This is a genomic window from Erythrobacter westpacificensis (assembly GCF_039542285.1).
GTDB classification, from domain to species: domain Bacteria; phylum Pseudomonadota; class Alphaproteobacteria; order Sphingomonadales; family Sphingomonadaceae; genus Alteraurantiacibacter; species Alteraurantiacibacter westpacificensis.
Genome location: NZ_BAABHV010000001.1, coordinates 282267 through 302959 on the forward strand (window position 1 = coordinate 282267; position 20693 = coordinate 302959).

Here is a 20693-nt window from a genome sequence, read left to right on the forward strand (position 1 = left end):
TGGAGGAATGGGGGTGGGGCGGGGGTTAGCCGCCGACAGGGTTTTCGATCAGGAACCAGCCATTGCCGAGCAGCAGCTCGAGATTGCGGGCATCGCCGGGTTCGCGGATGTAGTTGTAGAGATCGTCGAAGTCCGAACGCTCGTCTCCGGCCAGCGCAATCACGCACTGGGTTTGCGCCAGCGCCGCGCGGCGGGCCTGCTTGGTCTCGCCCGGATAACGCTCGACATAGAGGGAATCCTGCGAGTTCGGGTCGAGGCCGGAGGCAACGAGGCGATCACGCACGGCGCGCGCGTCGATCGGGCCGCGATCGGTGATCCAGGCGATCTGCACGTCGCGCAGGCGAAGGTCCGCCAGGATGCGAGCGAGATCGGTGTTCACCGGCAACGGGCCGACGATCGGCACCACGCCGCCTTGCGGATCGAGATCGATCACCACGGTCGGCGTGTTTTCCTGGCAGTCGCGCCGCACGGGTTGCAGGCTGGTGGGATCGGCCAGCATGGCTGACGGCAGCGGGAGGCCGCCGCCAAGCGTGCGCAGCGCATAACCGCGCAGGCTGTCATAGCCACCGAGGCCGCCACTCGCCTGGGCACTGGCCGTGACGGCAGGCGCTGGCGGTTCGGCCACGGACGGAGCTGCGCTGGCAGAAGCGGCGAGCGCCTCCGTTTCCGGTTCTTCGCTGCGCGCGGGTGCGGCAGGTTCGAGCGCCTCGGGCTGTACCTGCGCAGGCCGGGCGGGTGCGAGGCTGGCGGCCGTTTCCCGGGCCGCTGCCCAGGCATCCGATACCGCGCTGCCTGCGGCCGGTTCCCCGGCGGGTGCTGCCGCCAGAGCCGCATTATCCTGCGGCGGCGTTTGCCGCGAAGCGGTCGGCTCTGCTGCGGGTGTCGCAGCGGCGACGGCTGGCGCAGGGGTCGTGGTCGGCGAGGGGGTTGCAGCCGGCGCAGGAGCAGCGCGGCTGTCGTCCAGTGTGGAAACGATGACGGGTTCTGCAGCGCCCAGCGCCAGTTGCGCCTGTTCCGTAGTGGCGGAAGGAGCGGGCGCTGGAGCTGGAGCGGCGGTGCTCACCAGCTCGGTAGGCCGGGTTGCCGCGAGTGCGGGCGTGGGCGTGGGCGCAGGCGTCGGCGTGGCAGCGGGCGGAGGGATCACCGCCGCCTGTTCGCGCCGGCCCGAGCGGGCATCGTCCGAGACCGTGTCGCGCACCAGCGCCCCGCCCCCTGCCACGATGGGTATCGCCGCAGCGGCGATGCAGCCCTGTAGAGCGATGGAGGAAAGGCCAAGAAGCAATAGGTTACGAGGGGTCATCGGTTCTCAAATCCTGCAACGTTTCCACTGCGTTGGTATTGCCTGTGCGCGGCGAGTCGAGGGTTTTTCCGGAATTTGCATTCCTGCAGGCCCTCGCAGCCTCGCATCAGGCGTTCTCGCGCTGCCGGGTCGTGACGAATTCGATCTTCTTGTCGTAGGGCGCGCCCACCACCATGCGGTTGATGAAGACGCCGGGCAGGTGGATGCAATCGGGATCGAGCGAGCCTGCAGGCACCACCTCTTCCACTTCGGCCACGCAGATCTTGCCGCAAGTGGCGGCGGGCTGGTTGAAATTGCGCGCGGTCTTGCGGAATACTAGGTTGCCGGTCTCGTCGGCCTTCCATGCCTTGATGATGGAAAGGTCGGCGAAGATGCCTTTTTCGAGGATGTAGTCCTCCGGCCCGTCGCCGGTGTCGAACTGCTTCACTTCCTTGCCCTCGGCCACCTGGGTGCCGACGCCGGTCTTGGTGTAGAAGCCGGGAATGCCCGCGCCGCCTGCGCGCATGCGCTCTGCCAAGGTCCCTTGCGGGCAGAATTCCACTTCCAGCTCGCCGGAAAGGTACTGCCTCTCGAACTCCTTGTTCTCGCCCACGTAGCTGGAGATCATCTTCTTCACCTGCTTGGAACGCAGCAGCATGCCGATGCCTTCGTTATCGATCCCGGCGTTGTTGCTGGCGAAGGTGAGGTTCTTCACGCCCGAATCCTGGATAGCCTTCAGCAGTCGCTCGGGAATGCCGCACAGGCCAAAGCCGCCGCTGGCAATCAGCATGTCGTCCCGCAGCACGCCTTCCAGGGCGGCTTCGGCGGAAGGATAAAGTTTCTGCATGGCGGCTCCTCGATTCAGGTTCGGTCGATCTGGTGTCGTTTGAGACTATGGCGTGAGGCATTAGAGCCCCGCGCCCGTGATGTCACCAGCACAGGCTCTATACCGCGTCGCGGGAGAATGCGTCAAAAAAGGTGAATGACCATTCAATTTCGTGAAACGCTGACAAGCGTGTCAGCTAGAAAAGAGCGCAGATTCAGGGTCAAAGCGCCTATGTTGCGTCCAGTGCAACATCCTGTGCTCTTTTCGCACTTGCGAGATAGGGCGGATTCGAACATATCTCTCCCTGCCTTTCAGGCATCCTCTCCCAAAACTTCCAAGGCCCGGTCGGCAACGACCGGGCCTATTTTTTTGCCCGCTCTGCATGCTGCCGCTGCGGTCGCATTTTTCGGCACGTTTCCCCCTCCGGCAGGTTTGCAATAATGGCGGGCGCTTCCTAGTTCCGCTGTACAAGAGGATTCCAAGAGGAAACGACAGGCATGGCCGAAGCGGATGCAGCGAAAGTCGAAGAAGGCACGGTAAGGCTGCAGGTGGCCGCCGCCAGGCAGGAGGAATCGGGACGCGGCGTCGTGCGCATGCCGCGCAGCGCGTTCCAGAAGCTTGGCATTACGGAGGGCGACGCGGTCGAGATCGAAGGCAAGCGATCCACCCTTGCCGTGGCCGTGCCCAGCTATGACGAGGACGAGGCGCTCGACGTGATCCGCCTCGATGGCCTGCAGCGCGGCAATGCCGAGACGTCCAGCGGAGAGCACGTGCTGGTTCGCCGCGCGGAGACCAAGCCTGCCACACGCGTCGTCTTCGCGCCCGCGCGCCGCGAGATGCGCCTGCATGGCCCCAGCGAGGCGCTGAAGCGCGTGTTCTTCAAGCAGCCGCTGACCACGGGCGATCTCGTCGCCACCCACGGCCAGCAGCCGGTGCAGAACGTGCCGCCCGAAGTGCGCCGCATGTTCAACGCGCCCGCCTATGCGCTCACCCAGATCCGCCTGCAGGTCGTCTCCACCAGCCCCAAGGGCTTCGTCCATATCGATGAGAATACGGAAGTGGAGCTGCGCACCGAGTTCGAGGAGCCGCGCGATGCGCGCGGGCTCATCAACTACGACGACGTTGGCGGCATGGAAGAAACCATCAAGGCCCTGCGCGAGATGGTGGAACTGCCGCTGCGCTATCCCGAACTGTTCACCCGCCTCGGCGTCGATCCGCCCAAGGGCGTGCTGCTGCACGGCCCTCCCGGCACCGGCAAGACCCGACTGGCGCAGGCCGTGGCGAACGAATCGGACGCAGAGTTCTTCACCATCAACGGCCCGGAAATCATGGGCAGCGCCTATGGCGAATCGGAAAAGCGCCTGCGCGAGGTGTTCGAGGAAGCCGAGCGCAGCCAGCCTGCCATCGTCTTCATCGACGAGATCGATTCGATCGCTCCCAAGCGTGAGCGGGTGCAGGGCGAGGCGGAGAAGCGGCTCGTCGCCCAATTGCTCACCCTGATGGACGGCCTGCAGGCCCGCTCCAACCTCGTCGTCATCGCCGCCACCAACCGGCCCGACGCCATCGACGAGGCATTGCGCCGCCCCGGCCGGTTCGATCGCGAGATCGTGATCGGCGTGCCGGACGAGAGCGGCAGGCGCGAGATCCTTGCCATCCACACCCGCGGAATGCCGCTGGGCGAAGGCGTGGACCTTGGCGAGCTGTCGCGCTCCACCCACGGTTTCGTCGGCGCGGACATTGCCGCGCTGGCGCGCGAGGCCGCCATCGAGGCGGTGCGCCGCATCATGCCACGGCTCGATCTCGACGCGCGCGAAATCCCCGCCGAAGTGCTGGAGGAACTCTGCGTCGAGAAGCAGGACTTCCGCGAGGCGCTGAAGCGCGTGCAGCCGAGCGCCATGCGCGAGGTGATGGTGCAGGCTCCGACCGTGGGCTGGGAAGACCTGGGCGGCCTTGATGAAGCAATCTCTTCGCTCAAGGAAGGCGTCGAACTGCCGCTGAAGAACCCGCGTGCATTCGAATCACTGGGTATTCGCCCGGCCAAGGGCTTCCTGCTCTACGGCCCTCCCGGCACCGGCAAGACCCTGTTGGCAAAGGCGGTGGCCAAGGAGGCGGAAGCCAACTTCATCTCGATCAAGTCGAGCGACCTTCTTTCGAAGTGGTACGGCGAGAGCGAGCAGCAGATTGCCCGCATGTTCGCCCGCGCCCGCGCGGTGGCACCTTGCGTCATCTTCATCGACGAGATCGACTCGCTGGTCCCCGCGCGCGGTTCGTCCATGAACGAGCCACAGGTAACGGCGCGCGTGGTGAACACCATCCTTGCCGAAATGGACGGGATGGAGGAGCTGTCTTCCATCGTGGTGATCGGCGCGACCAACCGCCCGACGCTGGTCGATCCGGCATTGCTGCGACCAGGGCGGTTCGACGAACTCGTCTATGTCGGCGCGCCCGACCAGGCGGGCCGCGAGCACATCCTCAAGATCCACACTTCCGCCATGCCGATGGCGGCTGACGTGAACCTTGCGGCAGTAGCTAAGGAAGCCGAACGCTTCACCGGCGCGGACCTGGAGGACGTTGTCCGCCGTGCGGGCCTCAACGCCATCCGCCGCACGCAGGGCTCGCCCGACGCAGTGACGAAGGCCGACTTCGAGCAGGCTCTGAAGGATTCGCGACCCACCGTCACCCCGCAGATGGAAACCGAGTACCGGAAGATGAAAGGCGAGCTGAAGAAGCGCGCGCTGGAAGTGAACCCCATCGGCTTCATCACCGAGGGCATGGTGGAATCGACCCGCGACTCCAAACACTAGTCGCGGTTCGAGGTCTTCCCCGGCTCGCCAGCTTCCCAGATCGCTTCGGCTGCCGAAGCCACGCGGCGAACGGCGATCGCTTCGGGCATGTTCTCGCGGATGAAAGCAAGCATGCCCTCGCGGATCTGGCATCTCAGGTCGAACGCGGTGGGCGCATCCTTCGCGCTCATCAGCAGGCGCAGTTCCATCGAATCGAGCGTCGTTTCCGTGACCTGGACGGCCTTCACGCGCTTGTCCCAGTTCTCGTTCGCCTCCACCTGCCGTTCGAACTCCGCGCGCAGGCGGTCCACGTCGGCGAGTGGGTCCAGGTGCAGGAAGACGGTGCCCAGTAATTCGGACCCCTTGCGCGTCCAGTTCTGGAAAGTCTCTTCCAGGAACTTGTTCACCGGCACCACCAGCCGCCGCTCGTCCCAGATGCGGACCACGACATAGGTCGTGCGGATATCCTCGATCTTGCCCCATTCGCCGTCGATGATGACGACGTCGTCGATGCGGATCGGCTCGGTCAGGGCCATTTGCAGGCCGCCGATGAGAGCCTTCAGCGCAGGCTGCGCGGCGGCACCCACCGCCAGCGCGGCGAGGCCGGCGGACGCCATCAGCGTTACCCCGATATCGCGCACGCCGGGGATGGACAGCAGCATCAGGCCAATGGTGATGAACACGATCACGAAAGTGCCGATGCGGCTGAAGATGGCGAGGCGCGTGCGGCGCCGACGGGCGGACAGGTTGTCCGCCACGTCGATATCGGCGCGCAGTTCCATCGCCGCCACCAGCGCGCGCATGATGGCAAGAGCGATCCAGCCGATCAGCGCGGGCATCACGAAGCCTGCGATTTTCTCCCACCCGGCCTCCAGCGCGGGCACCTCCCGCGCGGCAAGGACGATGCCGAGCGCCACCATCGCCCACTTGCTGGGGCGGGCGAGATGCCGCACCACGATGTTGTCGGCATCGTTGTCGCTCGAACTGGCGAGTTTCTTGAGGATGCGAAAGACGATGTGGTGGACGACCAGCGCCACCAGCACGCCGACACCGGCGGCTAGCGCCGCCACGAACCACGTTTCCCAGCCTTCGGGAATGGTCTCGCGCAGCGGGTTCACCCAGTCAGCCATCAGTGCGCCGCGTCCCAGCTTGCCCCGGTGCCGATTTCGATACCCAGCGGCACGCTGAGCTCGACAGCGGGAAGGGCGGCTTCCGCCATGACTTTCTCGATCACCGGAGAGGCAGCCTCCACGTCGCCTTCGGGCAGTTCAAAGACCAATTCGTCATGCACTTGCAGCAGCATCCGCACATCGGGCAGGCCCGCTTCGGCAAGCGCGGGGAGCATCCGGGTCATGGCGCGCTTGATGATGTCGGCGCTGGTGCCCTGGATCGGCGCGTTGATCGCGGCGCGTTCACTGCCCTGTCGCTCCGCCTGGTTCTTCGAATTGATGCGCGGGAACCACGTCTTGCGCCCGAACAGCGTTTCCGAATAGCCCTTGGCGCGCACGGTCTCCAGCGTCTGGTGGATGTAGTTCTGGATGCCGGGGAAGCGCTTGAAATAGGTGTCGATCACTTCCTGCGCCTCGTCCGGTTCCACGCCCAGGCGGCCCGCAAGGCCCCAGCGCGAAATGCCGTAGAGGATGGCGAAGTTGATGGTCTTGGCCTTGGCGCGCGTGTCACGGTCGACTTCGCCGTACATTTCCTTCGCGGTGCGCGCGTGGATGTCCTCGCCCGCTTCGAAGGCCTCTTTCAACTGCGGGACGTCGGCCATGTGCGCGGCAAGGCGCAATTCGATCTGGCTGTAGTCCGCCGCCAGCAGCACGTTGCCATCGTCAGGGACGAAAGCCTTGCGAATCTCGCGCCCGATCTCGGTGCGGATGGGGATGTTCTGCAGGTTGGGATCGGTGGAGGACAGACGCCCGGTTTGCGCGCCGACCAGCGAATAGCTGGTGTGGACGCGGCTGGTGTTGGGATTGATCGCCTGTTGCAGCGCGTCGGTATAGGTGGATTTCAGCTTCGAGAGCTGGCGGTATTCCAGCACCTTGTCGGCAATGGTCGCGCCCTGCTGCGAAAGCTTCTCCAGCACCGACTGGTCGGTGGAATACTGGCCGCTCTTGCCCTTCTTCCCGCCCTTGTAGCCCATCTTCTCGAACAGGACGTCGCCAAGCTGCTTGGGGCTGCCGATGGTGAATTCCTCGCCCGCTTCGGCATGGATTTCCTTTTCGATGCGCGCGGTCGTCTCGGCGAACTGTTCGGACAGGCGCGATAGCGCGGCGCGGTCCACCTTGATGCCTTCGCGCTCGATGCCCGCCACCACCGGGATCAGCGGCCGGTCGACCCGCTCGTAGATGCGCGTCGCGCCTTCCAGCGGCAGGCGGCGGTGGAGGTGCTGGTAGAGCCGCCAGGTCACGTCCGCATCCTCGGCCGCGTATTCGGTGGCCTTGTCCAGCGGCACCTGGCCAAAGGGGATTGCCTTCTTGCCGGTGCCGCAGATGTCTTTGAACTTGAGGCAGGTGTGGCCGAGGTGACGCTCTGCCAGTTCGTCCATCCCGTGGCCGCCGCCGATGCCGCTTTCCTCGCGGCCCGCGTCCATCGCGAAGCTGATGACCATTGTATCGTGAATGGGCGCGACGTGGATGCCGTGGCGGGCCAGCACGTTGAGGTCGTACTTGATGTTCTGGCCGACTTTCAGCACCGCGTCGCTTTCCAGCAGCGGCTTGATCGCGGCGAGCGCGGTCTCCCGCGCGATCTGTTCCGGCTTCTCGTCGAACATGTCGCCGGTGCCGTGGGCGAGCGGCACGTAGCACGCATCGTTCGGACCGAGCGCGAGGCTGAAGCCGACGAGGTCGCACAACATGCAGTCGAGATCGCTCGTCTCGGTATCGAAAGCGACCAGCCGCGCGGCGAAGGCGCGCTCGATCCAGTGCTCCAGCCGTTCCAGAGTCTGCACGCATTCGTAGGTGCTGCGATCGACATCCGGCCATTCGGGCAGCGGCTGGCTGTTGCCGTCGGGCGAGGCGTCGGCCCCCTTGTTGTCGGCCTTGGCGGGATTGAGATCGTTGGGCTTGTCCGGGCTGCCCGTTCCGGCATCGAGGCGGCGCAGCAGGCTGGCGAACCCATGCGTTTCGAGAAACTTTGCCAGCGGTTCGGGCGGTACTCCGTCGAGCCTGAAATCCTCCAGGGGCTGGGGAAGCGCGCAGTCCTCCTTCAGCGTCAACAGCACGCGGCTGAGTTCGGCATCGGCGCGATGCTCGATCAGGCGCTCTTTCAGCTTGGACTTCTTCATGCCCTCCGCCGCGTCGAGTGCGGCGGTCAGGTCGCCGTGTTCGGCAATCAGCTTGCTGGCGGTCTTGGGGCCGACGCCGAAGATGCCGGGGATGTTGTCCACCGAATCGCCCATCAGCGCGAGAACGTCTCCCACCTTTTCCGGCGGGACGCCGAATTTCTCCTCGACCTCGTCGATGTAAATGCGCGCGTTCTTCATCGTGTCGAGCATGTCGATGCGGGCGCCGTCGACTTCGCCCACCAGCTGCATCAGGTCCTTGTCGCTGGAGACGATGGTCACGTCCCACCCCTGCCGCTGCGCGGCGCGGGCATAGGTCGCGATCATGTCGTCCGCCTCCACGTCGGGTTCCTCGATGCAGGGCAGGCTGAAGGCGCGGGTGGCATCGCGAATCAGGGGGAACTGCGGCACCAGGTCTTCCGGCGGATCGGGCCGGTGGGCCTTGTATTCGCTGTAGATCTCGTTGCGGAAGCTCCGGCTCGACTTGTCGAGAATCACGGCAAGGTGCGTGGGGCCTTCCGCCTTGTCGAGATCCTCGGCCAGCTTCCACAGCATCGTGGTATAGCCGTAGACCGCGCCGACCGGGGTCCCTTCAGGGTTGGTAAGCGGCGGCAGGCGATGGTAAGCGCGGAAAATATAGGCCGAACCATCGACCAGGTAGAGATGCTGTTTTTCGGCCATTTGCGCCTGCTAGCACGCCCTTCAGCCGCCTGTAAGCACCAAACATTCTGCCTTATTCTCGCCCTCGCTTCGCCGCATTGTCGCCACAATATGCTTGCGTGGGCCCAAATGTGGCATTATTTAGGCATCAGAGCCGGGGGGAAAACCGGCTTCGGGACAGGCGCCACGCCTTTTCCAACATTATGCAATTCAAGGATTTGTACCTATGCGTAAGATCGCTCTCGTCGCTGCCGCTGCTGCTGGCGCCCTGACCCTGGCCGCTTGCTCGGAAGGCACCGAAGACGCCGCAGAAGCCACCGCTGAAAGCGCTGCAGCCGACACCGAAGCCAACATGGAAGCCATGGGCGAAGCTGCTGAAGACGCCACCATGGAAGCTGAAGCTACCATGGAAGAAGGCATGGCCGAAGCTGGTGAAGAAATGCAGGAAGCCGGCGCCGAAATGGAAGCCGAAGCTGCCGAAGCCGAGTAATCGGTTCAGCCTTCACGGCTTACAGAACAAAGGGCGTGGCCAGCGATGGCTGCGCCCTTTTTCTTTGTCCTTACGGCTATAGGCTAATCAGCGCGCCGCCGCGGCCGACTGGTGCTGTGCGCTGGCATACTGGCGCGCATTCGCACGCTCGGCATAGCCATCGTAAAGCGCGCGGGCGATGGAAGCGATGCGGGCATCGCGCAGGCGGCGTGCCTCGGACTTGTTGGCGTTCTCGTGTGCCTGAGATGCACTTTGACCGGTCACGAAAATTGCCATGGCAATCGCGCGGCCATCGGGCATTTCGACAATGCCGATATCGCCAGCCATGCGATTGAGCGTACCGGTCTTGTGCGACACCGTGACGCCCGCAGGCATCATGCCGCGGATACGATTGCGACCGGTGCGGGTTCGCTCCATCGCATTGAGGATCACGTCGCGGCTTTCCGCGCTCAGCCATTCACCCTGATAGATGCCCGCCAGCAACCGGACCATAGTTTCCGGAGTAGCAGCGTCACGCGGGTCGATATGGTAGGTGGGGTCGAACTCGCCGTCGTCGCGCACCAGCGTGGCGATATCGCGGTCGAGGCTGAAACCGGTGAGGCCGGCACGCCGTGCCCAGTCGTTCACCGCAGACGGGCCGCCCACCGCCGCCAGCAGGGCGTCGGTCGCGGGGTTGGAACTGCGGGTAATCATCAGGTCGATGAGCTGGCTCGCGGGCAGGTATTCGCCTTCGCGAACCGGCGCGACGCGGGTGGAGAAGCGCTGGGAGCGCACGGCCCACAGCAGCGGGAACTCGCTCGTCAGGCTCCAGCGGCCCTGGTCAACGCCTTCCAGGAAAGTCGCGGCAATGGCGATCTTGCTGGTGGAGGCCATGGGGAACAACTGGTCCCCCAGCACCGATACCTGCTCGCCCGTGGCGAGATCGATGGCGGCGACACCGATACGACCGTCGCGGCCATTGGCGATCTGCGCAATCCGCCGTTCCAGCGGGCTGTCCGGGTCGGGAAGGAACTGCTCGGGCTCGCGCACCTCGGTGCCGAATGCGGAGTCGAACGCGCTTTCCAGATCCTGCGCCTGTGCAGGCGCGCTTGCGAAGGGGGCCAGTGCCAGCGCCAGCGGCGCAACAATACGAGTAAGTGCCGATCTGTTCATATGTCTCACGCTGCCAGAAACGTGCTTATTAATTGCTTAATATCACAACTGCTGGCGAATCCCGCGCGATGAATCGCGCGGGATTGACGACGTGATGAGCCTGGATTGCCGATTGCGGCGCAAAAAAGGCGCAAAATCAGGCGTTGGCGAGCACCTTTTCGATGCGGTCGAGCGGTTCGTGCGTCAGGGCCTTGTCCAGTTCACCCACGAGGCGCTTTTCCAGTTCGACGTGATAGTGCCTGCGCATTTCGCCAAGGGTCTTGGGGTCGGCGATCACCACGAGTTCCTCGAATTCGCCCGCAATCGCCTTGCTGTTGAGCCATTCCGCCGCGGCGGCCCCGTGGGCCAGTTCGTTGAGATCGGTGTTGCCGCTCATCTGGCTGCCGCTGTCCTGGTGCTTCACGCCGGCGCTGAAATTGGTGGCGTCGAGGTCCGGCTCGGCGACCTTGGACAGCTTCGGCTCGAAAATCTGTCCGTCGTTGCGCAGCAGCACGAAACGCTCTCCATCGACCAGCGCGACATGGGCCTTGTGCGGAACTTTCATGTGGGTTCTCTCCTGCCAATTGGTGTTCTCTCAAGGGAACGGGCAACAGCCCGTTTGGTGCCGCAAAACCGCTCCTATTCGGGCTTTTTCAGGCGCCAGGCGAACTGGTCCGTCATGCCGCGAATGGAATCGTCGAAGACGTTGGCGGTGCGCGGGTCGTCGGGCCGGGCGTAAAGGTCTGATTCCTCTTCCAGCTCGAAGCCCACGCCGGTCAGGGCGTCGAGCGCCAGCTGGCTGTCCATTCGGTGCACGGTGTTGGCCGCCTCGACCCCGCCGCCTTCGACAGCCCGGTGATCGACCACCACCAGCGTGCCGCCGGGTTTCAGGGAATCGTAAAGCATCTGCACCGCCTCGTCCGCCGTGCCCTCGGGAAAATCGGTCAGGTAAAGGTCGTGGAAGTTCATTACCGTGATGATGGTATCGAGCGGTTCGGGCCAGCCCGGCTGCGCAATCGGGCCGCGCAGGGGGAAGACGTTGACCGGGTTGCCATCGTTATCGGCGTAGGGAGCGACAGCGGCATCCTGCTCCTCCGCGTACTCCGGCCGGAAGGCGATGAATTCCTCCGGCTGGAACGCGTAGACCTTGCCGTTTGCGCCCACGGCTGTCGCCAGCAGGCGGGTGAGGTATCCGCCGCCCATGATGTAGTCGCCGACGACCTCGCCCTTGTCGATCTGCGCGAAGGCCAGCAATTCGGCGGGCTGCCGTGTTTCGTCGAACTCCCTGTCGTCGATGCGCGCAATGTCGTTGACGGCCTGCATGTACTGGCGTGCGGAATAGCTGGCGTTTTCGCTTTCGACAGGCTCCGTCTCGCTGCCGCAGGCCGCAAGGCCGATCAGCAGGGCGCCCGCGATGATGGCGTTGCGCATCATGCAATTCTCCCCTCGTTGCTCCGTGAGGGCAAGCTATCGCCATGCGCCTTGCCCGGCAAGTGGCACCCGCCGCCCTGCATGGGCCAATGTCCACGCTTGACGCGGGCGGAGTTTCCGGTCCCTATAGGTGCGAATGAAACCAGTCCCGGGAATCGCTTTTACATGAATGATCGCAACCGCTTCGCTGCGGGCGTCTCGCTCGCCGCCCTCCTGCTTGCCAGTGCCACCGGCGTCGCCGCGCAGGACGTGTCCATCGTACAGCCCGGCCCCATCGGGGCAGAACCGCGCACGCTGAGCGAGGAGGAGGCGACGCAGCTGGCGCGCAACGGCTATTCCCCGGCGGACGTTGCTTTCATGCAGGGCATGATCGTGCACCACCAGCAGGCGGTCGACATGGCCGCGCTGGTGGCAGACCGCACCAACACGCCGGAAGTGCTGGCCGTCGCCCGGCGCATCGACGCCTCGCAGGAAGACGAGATCGAATTCATGGAAAGCTGGCTTACCGAGCGCGGCGAGCTGGTGGAAATGGCAGGGATGGGCCACGCCGCCCATTCCGGCATGGAAGGCATGGCCACCCCCGAACAGCTCGAGGCGCTGGCCGCCGCGCGCGGCACCAATTTCGACCGCTATTTCCTCGAACTGATGGTGCGCCACCACCAGGGCGCGATCACCATGGTGAACGAACTGCACAACCAGCGGGGCACGGCGGCGGACCCGGTGATGTACGAATTCACCAGTGAAGTGGTGAACGACCAGAATGCCGAGATCGAGCGGATGAACGCTTTTCTCGCCAGCTTGTCGGACGATCCGCGCGCCACGCTGGCCGCAGGCGTGTTCGATGCGGGCGAGGCGATCAGCAACCTTCGCCACGTCGCATTCCTGCGCAAGCCTGCCGGTTTCTTCGACCCCGAAAACCCGGCATCCCTGCGCCCGCGCATCGATGCCGAAGAAGAGGAAGCTGAAACCGGCGAAGAAGCCGGCGAAATGGACCATTCCCAGCACGCCGGGCACGCCGGGCATGGGGGCCAAGCGATGGCGTCTGCCGACCCGCGCGATGAAGACGAAGAGGAAGCCGAGCCCCGCTTTGCCGAGCGTGGCGGCCTGCTGGACTTTGCCAACACCGACATTGCCTTCTCCGGCGACCTGATGGTGGCGGGCAACTATCACGGCTTCAACGCCTATCGCCTCGGCGCCGATGGCGTGCCGCAACTGGTCAGCTCCGTGGTGTGCCCCGGCGGCCAGGGCGACGTGTCCATCGCGGGCGACCTGCTGATCATGAGCGTGGAGGAAACGCGGGGCCGCACCGATTGCGGCCTTGAGGGCGTGACCGACCGCGTGAGCGAGGAGCGCTTCCGCGGTCTTCGCATCTTCGACATTTCCGATGTCACCCGCCCGCGCCAGGTCGGCCAGGTGCAGACCTGCCGGGGCAGTCACACCCACTCCATCGTCACCGAGACCGATTCGAGCCTGATCGTCTACAACTCGGGCACCGGCTCCGTGCGCGAGACCGAGGAACTGGAATTCTGCATCGGCGACGTGCCGGGCGACGAGCGCACGGCGCTGTTCAGTATCGACGTGATCGAGATCCCGCTCGCCAATCCGGGCGACGCGCGCATCGTCTCCAGCCCGCGCGTTTTCGCCGATCCGGAAACCGGGCGCCTTGCCGGCCTGTGGCTGGGCGGGGATCACGGCGAGCAGACGCAGGACACCCGCCGCACCGACCAGTGCCACGACATCACCGTGTTCCCGGCGCGCAACATCGCGGCGGGCGCGTGTTCTGGCAACGGCATCATCTTCGACATCTCCGACCCGATGAACCCTGTCCGCATGGACGAGGTGGTCGATCCCGGTTTCGCCTACTGGCACTCGGCCACGTTCAACAACACCGGCGACATCGTGCTGTTCACCGACGAATGGGGCGGCGGCGGTCGTCCGCGCTGCCAGGCCAGCGACCCGCGCGAATGGGGCGCCAACGCCTTCTACGCCATCGAGGACGGCGAGCTGGAATATCGCGGCACCTTCAAGCTGCCCGCACCGCAGGGCGACACCGAGAACTGCGTCGCGCACAATGGCTCGATCATTCCCGTCCCCGGGCGCAATATCTTCGTCCAGGCGTGGTACCAGGGCGGGGTTTCCGTGATCGACTTCACCGATCCGGCGAACCCTTACGAAATCGCCTTTTTCGACCGTGGACCGATCGACAAGGACCAGCTCGTCACCGGCGGTTACTGGTCGGCCTACTGGTACAACGGGCGCATCTACGCGACGGAGATCGCGCGCGGGATCGACGTCTTCGCGCTGGAGCCGAGCGAGCACCTGACCGCTGCCGAGATCGCGGCGGCGGAAGCTGCCAGCTTCCAGGACGGCGTGTTCAACCCGCAGACGCAGTATCCGGTCATCTGGAGCGAGGACGTACTGGAAGCGGTCGAGGAAAGCAGGATGGGCGGGTAACGCCCCCGGCTTGGCTATCTAGAACCAGAAACGCAGGCCAAGCAGCACGGTCACGCCGTCGGGGTCTTCCCCGGCGGCGCGGATGTAGTCCGCCGTCTGCCCGGTCGCCGCTTCGTATTCCACGCCGATGTAGGGGGCGAATTCGGGCAAGAATTCATAGCGCAACCGGGCGCCCACCTCGACCTTCGACAGGCCCGCGCCCACGCCGCGCTCGGGAATGTCCTGCGCAGACAGTTCCGCCTCGATGCGCGGTTGCAGGATCAGCTTCTGCGTGAACTTCATGTCATGCTCGGCCTCGATCCGTGCAGTCAAGTCACCTTCGTCGGACACGAAGGCCGCGGCATCGAAATGGATCATGTAGGGGGCAAGGCCCGCAACGCCCACGGCGAGGTGGGCCGTGGTTTCCGGCTCCACGTCCAAGCGCACCCCGGCCTGCAAATCGATGAACGGGCCGATGGCGTGGCCCCACAACAGCTGCATCTCGGCATCCTCCACGGCGCCGCCGTCAAGTTCCCCTTCCCCTTCGGTCTTGAATACGACCTTGTCGACGGACGTGCCGTACCATGCGCTGACGTCCCACAGGTAGGCGTCGTGCCCGTCAGAAAGCCGCGCTTCCAGCCGTTCGGCCAGCACCGTGCCGGTGGTCATGTTGCCGTGGGAGACGTGGTTGTATGCGCGGGCGGCGGCCATGCGTTCGCGGTCGAAGAACAGTTCGGCGGCGTGGGCAGGCCCCTCGAAAGCGCGCGGCGGAGGCGGTCCTTCGGGGATTTTCATGTCGCCATGGTCCATCTGGGAATGGTCCATCTGCGAATGGTCCATCTCGCCGTGGTCCATCCGGGAGTGATCCATCTCGCCGTGGTTCATGGACGAGTGGTCCATCCCTTCGTGCTGCGAGTGGTCCATTTCGCCGTGCGAGGAATGGTCTTCCTGCGCCGGGACGTCGTGGCCTTCGTGCGCGGAATGGTCCTGCGCGGCGGCGGGTGCGCCGATCAGCGCGGCGGTCGCGAAAAGCAGGGCGCGCATCAGGCGTCTCCCTCTTCGGGGAAGGGGCGTACTGTCACGGTCTGCATCATGCCTGCGTGCATGTGGTAGAGCAGGTGGCAGTGGAAAGCCCAGTCGCCCGGCTCGTTCGCGGTGAGGTCGAACGTCGCCGTACCGCCCGGCTGCACGATCACGGTGTGCTTCAAAGGCTGGTTCATCATGCCGGCACCATTCACCAGTTCGAAGAAGTGTCCGTGCAGGTGAATGGGGTGGGCCATCATGGTGTCGTTCACCAGCTTCACCCGCACCCGCTCGTCAAAACCGAAGCGGATCGGATCGTCGGTGACGGCGCTGAACTGCTTGCCGTCGAACGACCACATGTAGCGTTCCATGTTGCCGGTGAGATGGATTTCAATGCTGCGCGTGGGCATCCGGTGCGGGTTGGCGTTCTTCGCCTTAAGGTCGGTATAGCGCAGCACGCGGTGGTCGACGGCGTTGAGGCCGAGGCCGGGAAAGTCCATCCGGTCTATTGGCATGGGGGCAACCATGTCGACGCCGGGGCCGACCTTTACGTCGGGCGGCAGCAGCGAGGTGTCGCGCATGGAGTGATCCATGCTGCCACCTGAATCGGTCGAGCCGTTGGCCATGCCTTCCATGTTTCCGTGGCCCGAATGGTCCATCCCGCCCATGCCCATGTCGGCCATGGTCAGCGTCACCGGCTCGCGCAGCGGTGGGGCTTCGGCCTTGTGGCCCGCATGCGAGGTGAGGCTGGCGATCCCCATGCCGGAGCGGTCCATCGCCTCTGCCACGAAAGCGTGGCTGCCATCGGTGGGCTCGACAATCACGTCGTATGTCTCGGCAACGCCGATCTGGAACTCGTCCACCGGCACCGGGTCCACCTCCTGCCCGTCGGCGGCGATCACGGTCATTTCCACGCCGGGAATGCGCACGTTGAAGAACGTCATGGCGGACCCGTTGATGATGCGCAGGCGCACGCGCTCGCCCGGCTCGAACAGGAATTCGAGATCGTCAGCGGGGCCGTGTCCGTTGACGAGGAAGGTGTAGGTCGCGCCCGTCACGTCCGAGATATCGCGCGGGTTCATCCGCATTGCGCCCCACATCAGGCGATCCTCAAGGCTCATCTCGCCGCTGCCGACTGTCATCATCTGGCGGTTGAAGTAGTGTTCGCCCACCTGGAGCATCCGCGCGATCTCGTGCGGGTGGCGCGGGGTGAACTCGCTCAGCAGGACAACGTAGTCACGGTCATAGCGCGGGTCCGGCATGTGGTGGGCGTGCTCGCCCTCGATCACGATGGGGCCGTAATGCCCCGCCTGTTCCTGCAGTCCGGAATGGCTATGCCACCAGTAGGTGCCGGTCTGGCGCACGGGAAAGCGGTAGGTGAACGTCTCGCCCGGACGGATGCCAGGAAAGCTGACGCCGGGCACGCCGTCGAACTGGAACGGCAGCAGCAGGCCGTGCCAGTGGATCGAGCTGTCCTCGTCCAGGTTGTTGGTGACGTTCAGCGTCACGTCCTGCCCTTCGCGCAGGCGGATCAGGGGGCTGGGAACCGTGCCGTTGACGGCAATGGCATGGCCGCTTCGCCCGCCGGTGCTGAAGTGGTGGTTGCCGATGGAAAGGTCGATCATGTCGCCCGAAAGCTCGCCGAAACCCTGCCGCGCATGGGTGAGCGACTGTCCGCGCGCCCACGATGGAATGGCGAGACCTGCGGCCGCCAGTGCGCCGGTACCCAGCAGGCCTCGCCGGGAGATGAGGGGCCGGGAAATCAGGGGTTGTTTCATGCGCTTTAACTACATACCCTAGGGGGGTATTTCAAGGGGACGAAAGAACGTGGTCCAGCAAACGAAGTCACTGATAAACCGCCTCGGCCGGATCGAGGGGCAGGTGCGCGGGGTGCGCGCCATGGTGGAGCAGGATCGCTACTGTATCGACATCCTGCACCAGATCCAGGCGGTGAAGGCAGCGCTGGCCAAGGCCGAGGACGAGATCCTCAAGACCCACGCCTCGCACTGCGTGGCAGAGGCCATCGCCTCCGGCGATGAAGAGGAACAGCGCGCCAAGTTCGGGGAGCTGGTGGACCTTTTCGCAAAGGCGAAGCGTTAAGGGCAGCGGAAGGAGGCACAATGCAGAACGAAGGAAACTACAAGCGCTTCATGGCGATGGTGGGCACCTCCACGCTCATCATGCTGGGGCTGATGTATCTCAACACCTACGTGATCGACCATGTTTTCTGGAGCGAGACGCGCTTCTGGATGATGTTCGTGATGGGCGCCGTCATGGCCGTGGTCATGCTGACTTTCATGTGGGGCATGTACAAGAACAAGGTGAAGAACTGGTTCATCATCGGGGTGGCCGTGGTGACATTCGCGCTCTCGCTGTTCCTCGTGCGCAGCCAGACGACGATTGACGACAGCGACTACATGTCGGCCATGATCCCGCACCACTCCATCGCGATTCTTACCAGCGAACGCGCCGGGATCGAAGACGTGCGCGTGCGCAAGCTGGCGAACGACATCATCCGCGCCCAGCGCCGCGAGATCGACGAGATGCGCTGGCTGCTGAACGATATCGACGCAAACGGCATCGCCGCGACGCAGGCCGAGGCCGAAGCGCGCGCCGTTCCCGAGTTCGAAGCCCAGGTGAACCCGGGCACGCCGACGCCGGGCGAATAACGGCCAGCCAGGGAACTGCCGCGATCTGGACCGCGCCCGATGCCACCGCCCGCCAATAATTGACATCTACCGGCTGCACCTTAGGGCGCTTCGCAACGATGCACCGCCAGTTGCCCTTGGTCCTGCAAGTCATGCTCCTTGTCTCGCTCGCTGTCCGGCTGGCGGTCGGTGCGCCGTGCTGCCTTTCGATGGACGAGCGGGTTTCTGCCACTGAGCCTGCGGCAATGGAGCACGGACCGGGAAAGCATCACATGGCGATGGGCGAGGAGGAAGCTCCGTCCGGCCATGACGATCACGAGGGCGACAACACCGCCAATCCATGTTGCAGTGCCTGTGGCCCCACGCTGCCGCAACAGCCGCCCAGTCTGGCGCGCGTTGCCGCCCCGCCTGCGGTCTTCGTCTCCGCTCCGGAGCATCCGGCTCCCTCGCTGGAGGCCATTCGTGCCTATCTCGCCACGGGGCCACCCTCCCGCGTCTGAATTCCATCACATTCAGACAAACGGAGATATTCATGAAAACCTTTACGAAGGCGGCGCTCGGCGCTGCCTGTTCGCTCGTATGCGTGCCGGTAGCGGCCCATGCGAATGAACCGAACGGCGGTGCCGAACAGGACGCGGCGCTGGCCGATCTCATCCTTGTCACGGGCAAGCGGCGAACCACGGAAATGGCCGACGAACTTGCCCCTCCGCCGGGTATTGCCCTGCCAGCAGACACGGCCGCCATTGCCGCCCGAATTCCCGGTGGTGCGCTGGTCGGCAATGGTGCCCTGTCGGGCCAGCTGTCATATCGAGGACTGACCGGGGAGCGCGTGCTGGGCCGCATCAACGGCCAGCGTTTCGCAACAGGCGGACCCAACGCGATGGACCCGCCGCTTCACTATGCGCCCTCCGTGCTGGTGGATCGCGTGCTCGTCGCTCGCGGCGTTGCGCCGGTATCGCAGGGCCCTTCGCTCGCCGGGGCCACGGATGCGCAGCTTGTGCAGGCCCGGTTCGCACAAGGTAGCAGCCTGGAGCCGCAGGCACACTTCGCGGCGCAGTACCGAAGCGTGGACGACAGCTATGCCGTGGGCGCCATGCTTGGCCTCGCGTCAGGCGACTGGCGCTTGGGCGTCATCGGCAGCCGCGAGGAGGGTGAGGACTACGATTTCCCCGGCGGTACGGCGGGTGGCACGTCTTTCGAGCGAGACCTCTATGGCGCGCACGCTGGCTACCGCATCGGCGATGGCGAAGTGTTCCTCGAATACCGGCGCAGCGAGACAGGCCCGACCGGCAATCCGCCCTTCGCCCTCGATATCGTCTATTTCGATACCGACTTTCTGCAAGGCGGATACACCGGCGAGGTTGTCCCGAACGTGACGCTTGACTTGCGCCTCGGGCACGTCGCCGTGCGTCACTTGATGGACAACCAGACGACGCGCCTTCCCGCCGCTCCCGCGATGATGGCACGGGCCACCTTTGCCGATGCCGACACCACGACGGCCGAGGCTTCGCTGCGCTTCGGATCGCAGGCGTCCTATCTGCAGGTCGGCGGAGACGTGGAACTGGTCGAGAAGTTCGTCACGATCACCAACCCGGCAAATGCGGCCTTCTTCATCGAGGCGCAGCCCGATTTGCAGTCCGACAGGTATGGCGCATTCGTGCAATGGCGCGGCTCCGCCGGAGCGGCCCGGTTCGAACTGGGCGCGCGGATCGACAGGACGGAGCAATCGGCGGGCATTCCGCAACTGGGCGCTGCCATACCCATGGGGCCGCGCCCGCTGGCGGCGGCTTTCGCGGCAGCGGACCGGGAGCGCCGGGCCACGACGGTGGACGCGGTGGCGCGCTTCTGGGCTCCCATGGGAGCGATCACGCCGCGCCTGACACTGGCGCGCAAGGAGCGCGTGCCGAGCCTGCTGGAACGCTTCGGCTGGCTGCCGACCGAGGCCAGCTTCGGACTGGCGGACGGCAACATCTATGTCGGCAACCTCGACCTCGAGCCGGAGACCGCCCTCATGGCAGAGGCAGGCTTCGATCTCGCCGCTGACGGATTCTCGATAAGACCGACGGTCTACTATCGGCGCGTCGACAACTTCATCCAGGGCGTGCCTTACGATGATACCGTCGGCGTGGTCGACAGCCCGGTGGAGATGGTTGCCGCGATGAACGGCGATCCCACTCCCCTGCGTTTCGACAACACGGATGCGGAGCTGATCGGGGCCGACCTGGACTTCGCGCTTCGGCCCGCCGATCGGCTGGAGATTGCCGGCACGGCCAGCTTCGTGCGCGCGCGTCGCCGGGATATCGACGACGATCTTTACCGGATTCCTCCTGCGAACCTGCGACTGTCCGCGGTGTGGAGCGAGGATCGCTTCTCCTTCGGTACGGAGTTGCTCGCGGCATCCGGCCAAGGCAGGGTCTCCGTCTCGAACGACGAGCAGCCGAGCGATGGCTACGCGGTCGTCGGCGTGTTCGGGCGGTATCGCCTTGGCGAAGGCGTCATGCTGGTGGCCGGTCTCGAGAACCTGTTCGATGCATACTACCAGCCGCACCTTTCCGGCCGCAGCCGGGTGGGTGCTTCCGATGTGCCTGTCACAGAGCGGTTGCCCGGTCCCGGCCGCGATGCCTGGGTCAGGATGAGCGCGCGGTTCTAGGCTGGCGGGGAATGGCGGAAGGCAAGCCGGTGGTCCCGGCTTGCCTTCCGTATCCT

At 64.9% G+C, this 20693-nt stretch carries 16 protein-coding genes; 7 read left to right on the forward strand and 9 right to left on the reverse strand.

The window, feature by feature from the left end; genetic code table 11:
- Positions 1–25: 25 nt before the first annotated feature.
- Together ABFX23_RS01550 and ABFX23_RS01555 are read right to left on the reverse strand one after the other, a co-directional pair.
- A complete protein-coding gene (locus tag ABFX23_RS01550) occupies positions 26–1300 on the reverse strand; it encodes a hypothetical protein (protein WP_346031373.1) in 1275 nt (424 codons plus the stop codon).
- Positions 1301–1406: 106 nt separating this feature from the next.
- A complete protein-coding gene (locus tag ABFX23_RS01555) occupies positions 1407–2126 on the reverse strand; it encodes a CoA transferase subunit A (RefSeq protein WP_346031374.1) in 720 nt (239 codons plus the stop codon).
- A 476-nt stretch (positions 2127–2602) separates the two neighbouring features.
- Between ABFX23_RS01555 and ABFX23_RS01560 the strand changes: the two genes are divergently transcribed.
- Positions 2603–4909 (forward strand): CDC48 family AAA ATPase, encoded by a 2307-nt coding sequence (locus tag ABFX23_RS01560; RefSeq protein WP_346031375.1) that lies wholly within the window; start codon positions 2603–2605, stop codon positions 4907–4909.
- Here ABFX23_RS01560 and ABFX23_RS01565 read toward each other — a convergent pair.
- Complete coding sequence (locus ABFX23_RS01565) at positions 4906–6018, reverse strand: mechanosensitive ion channel family protein (protein WP_346031376.1); 1113 nt, start codon at positions 6016–6018, stop codon at positions 4906–4908. The two genes, ABFX23_RS01560 and ABFX23_RS01565, sit on opposite strands and share 4 nt — an antisense overlap.
- Positions 6018–8852: a DNA polymerase I gene (gene polA, locus ABFX23_RS01570; RefSeq protein WP_346031377.1), complete on the reverse strand. Its 2835-nt coding sequence runs from the start codon at positions 8850–8852 to the stop codon at positions 6018–6020. The genes ABFX23_RS01565 and polA overlap by 1 nt, the downstream gene beginning before the upstream one ends.
- A gap of 205 nt (positions 8853–9057) precedes the next feature.
- On the opposite strand from polA, the gene ABFX23_RS01575 reads away from it, so the two are divergent.
- Positions 9058–9321: a hypothetical protein gene (locus ABFX23_RS01575; protein WP_346031378.1), complete on the forward strand. Its 264-nt coding sequence runs from the start codon at positions 9058–9060 to the stop codon at positions 9319–9321.
- A gap of 87 nt (positions 9322–9408) precedes the next feature.
- Here the strand turns inward: ABFX23_RS01575 and ABFX23_RS01580 are convergent, their stop codons facing one another.
- The 3 genes from ABFX23_RS01580 to ABFX23_RS01590 all read right to left on the reverse strand — a co-directional run bounded on the left by ABFX23_RS01580 (position 9409) and on the right by ABFX23_RS01590 (position 11886).
- Positions 9409–10473 (reverse strand): serine hydrolase, encoded by a 1065-nt coding sequence (locus tag ABFX23_RS01580; protein WP_346031379.1) that lies wholly within the window; start codon positions 10471–10473, stop codon positions 9409–9411.
- A 136-nt stretch (positions 10474–10609) separates the two neighbouring features.
- Complete coding sequence (locus tag ABFX23_RS01585; RefSeq protein ID WP_346031380.1) at positions 10610–11017, reverse strand: baeRF12 domain-containing protein; 408 nt, start codon at positions 11015–11017, stop codon at positions 10610–10612.
- 74 nt (positions 11018–11091) lie between these two features.
- Positions 11092–11886 carry a class I SAM-dependent methyltransferase gene (locus ABFX23_RS01590; protein WP_346031381.1) on the reverse strand — a complete coding sequence of 265 codons (795 nt, stop codon included), beginning with the start codon at positions 11884–11886 and terminating at the stop codon, positions 11092–11094.
- A gap of 162 nt (positions 11887–12048) precedes the next feature.
- Between ABFX23_RS01590 and ABFX23_RS01595 the strand changes: the two genes are divergently transcribed.
- On the forward strand, positions 12049–14337 hold the full coding sequence (locus ABFX23_RS01595; protein ID WP_346031382.1) for a DUF305 domain-containing protein: 2289 nt from the start codon (positions 12049–12051) through the stop codon (positions 14335–14337).
- A gap of 18 nt (positions 14338–14355) precedes the next feature.
- Here the strand turns inward: ABFX23_RS01595 and ABFX23_RS01600 are convergent, their stop codons facing one another.
- Positions 14356–15360, reverse strand: coding sequence for a copper resistance protein B (locus ABFX23_RS01600; RefSeq protein WP_346031383.1), 1005 nt, complete (start codon positions 15358–15360; stop codon positions 14356–14358).
- On the reverse strand, positions 15360–17117 hold the full coding sequence (locus tag ABFX23_RS01605; protein ID WP_346031384.1) for a copper resistance system multicopper oxidase: 1758 nt from the start codon (positions 17115–17117) through the stop codon (positions 15360–15362). The genes ABFX23_RS01600 and ABFX23_RS01605 overlap by 1 nt, the downstream gene beginning before the upstream one ends.
- A gap of 49 nt (positions 17118–17166) precedes the next feature.
- On the opposite strand from ABFX23_RS01605, the gene ABFX23_RS01610 reads away from it, so the two are divergent.
- The 4 genes from ABFX23_RS01610 to ABFX23_RS01625 all read left to right on the forward strand — a co-directional run bounded on the left by ABFX23_RS01610 (position 17167) and on the right by ABFX23_RS01625 (position 20637).
- The gene (locus ABFX23_RS01610; RefSeq protein ID WP_346031385.1) at positions 17167–17439 is read left to right on the forward strand and encodes a metal-sensitive transcriptional regulator; all 273 of its coding nucleotides are present in this window, start codon (positions 17167–17169) and stop codon (positions 17437–17439) included.
- Between the two features lie 20 nt (positions 17440–17459).
- The gene (locus ABFX23_RS01615; RefSeq protein WP_346031386.1) at positions 17460–18008 is read left to right on the forward strand and encodes a DUF305 domain-containing protein; all 549 of its coding nucleotides are present in this window, start codon (positions 17460–17462) and stop codon (positions 18006–18008) included.
- 98 nt (positions 18009–18106) lie between these two features.
- On the forward strand, positions 18107–18487 hold the full coding sequence (locus ABFX23_RS01620) for a hypothetical protein (protein ID WP_346031387.1): 381 nt from the start codon (positions 18107–18109) through the stop codon (positions 18485–18487).
- 32 nt (positions 18488–18519) lie between these two features.
- Positions 18520–20637 carry a TonB-dependent receptor plug domain-containing protein gene (locus tag ABFX23_RS01625; protein ID WP_346031388.1) on the forward strand — a complete coding sequence of 706 codons (2118 nt, stop codon included), beginning with the start codon at positions 18520–18522 and terminating at the stop codon, positions 20635–20637.
- Positions 20638–20693 lie beyond the last annotated feature (56 nt).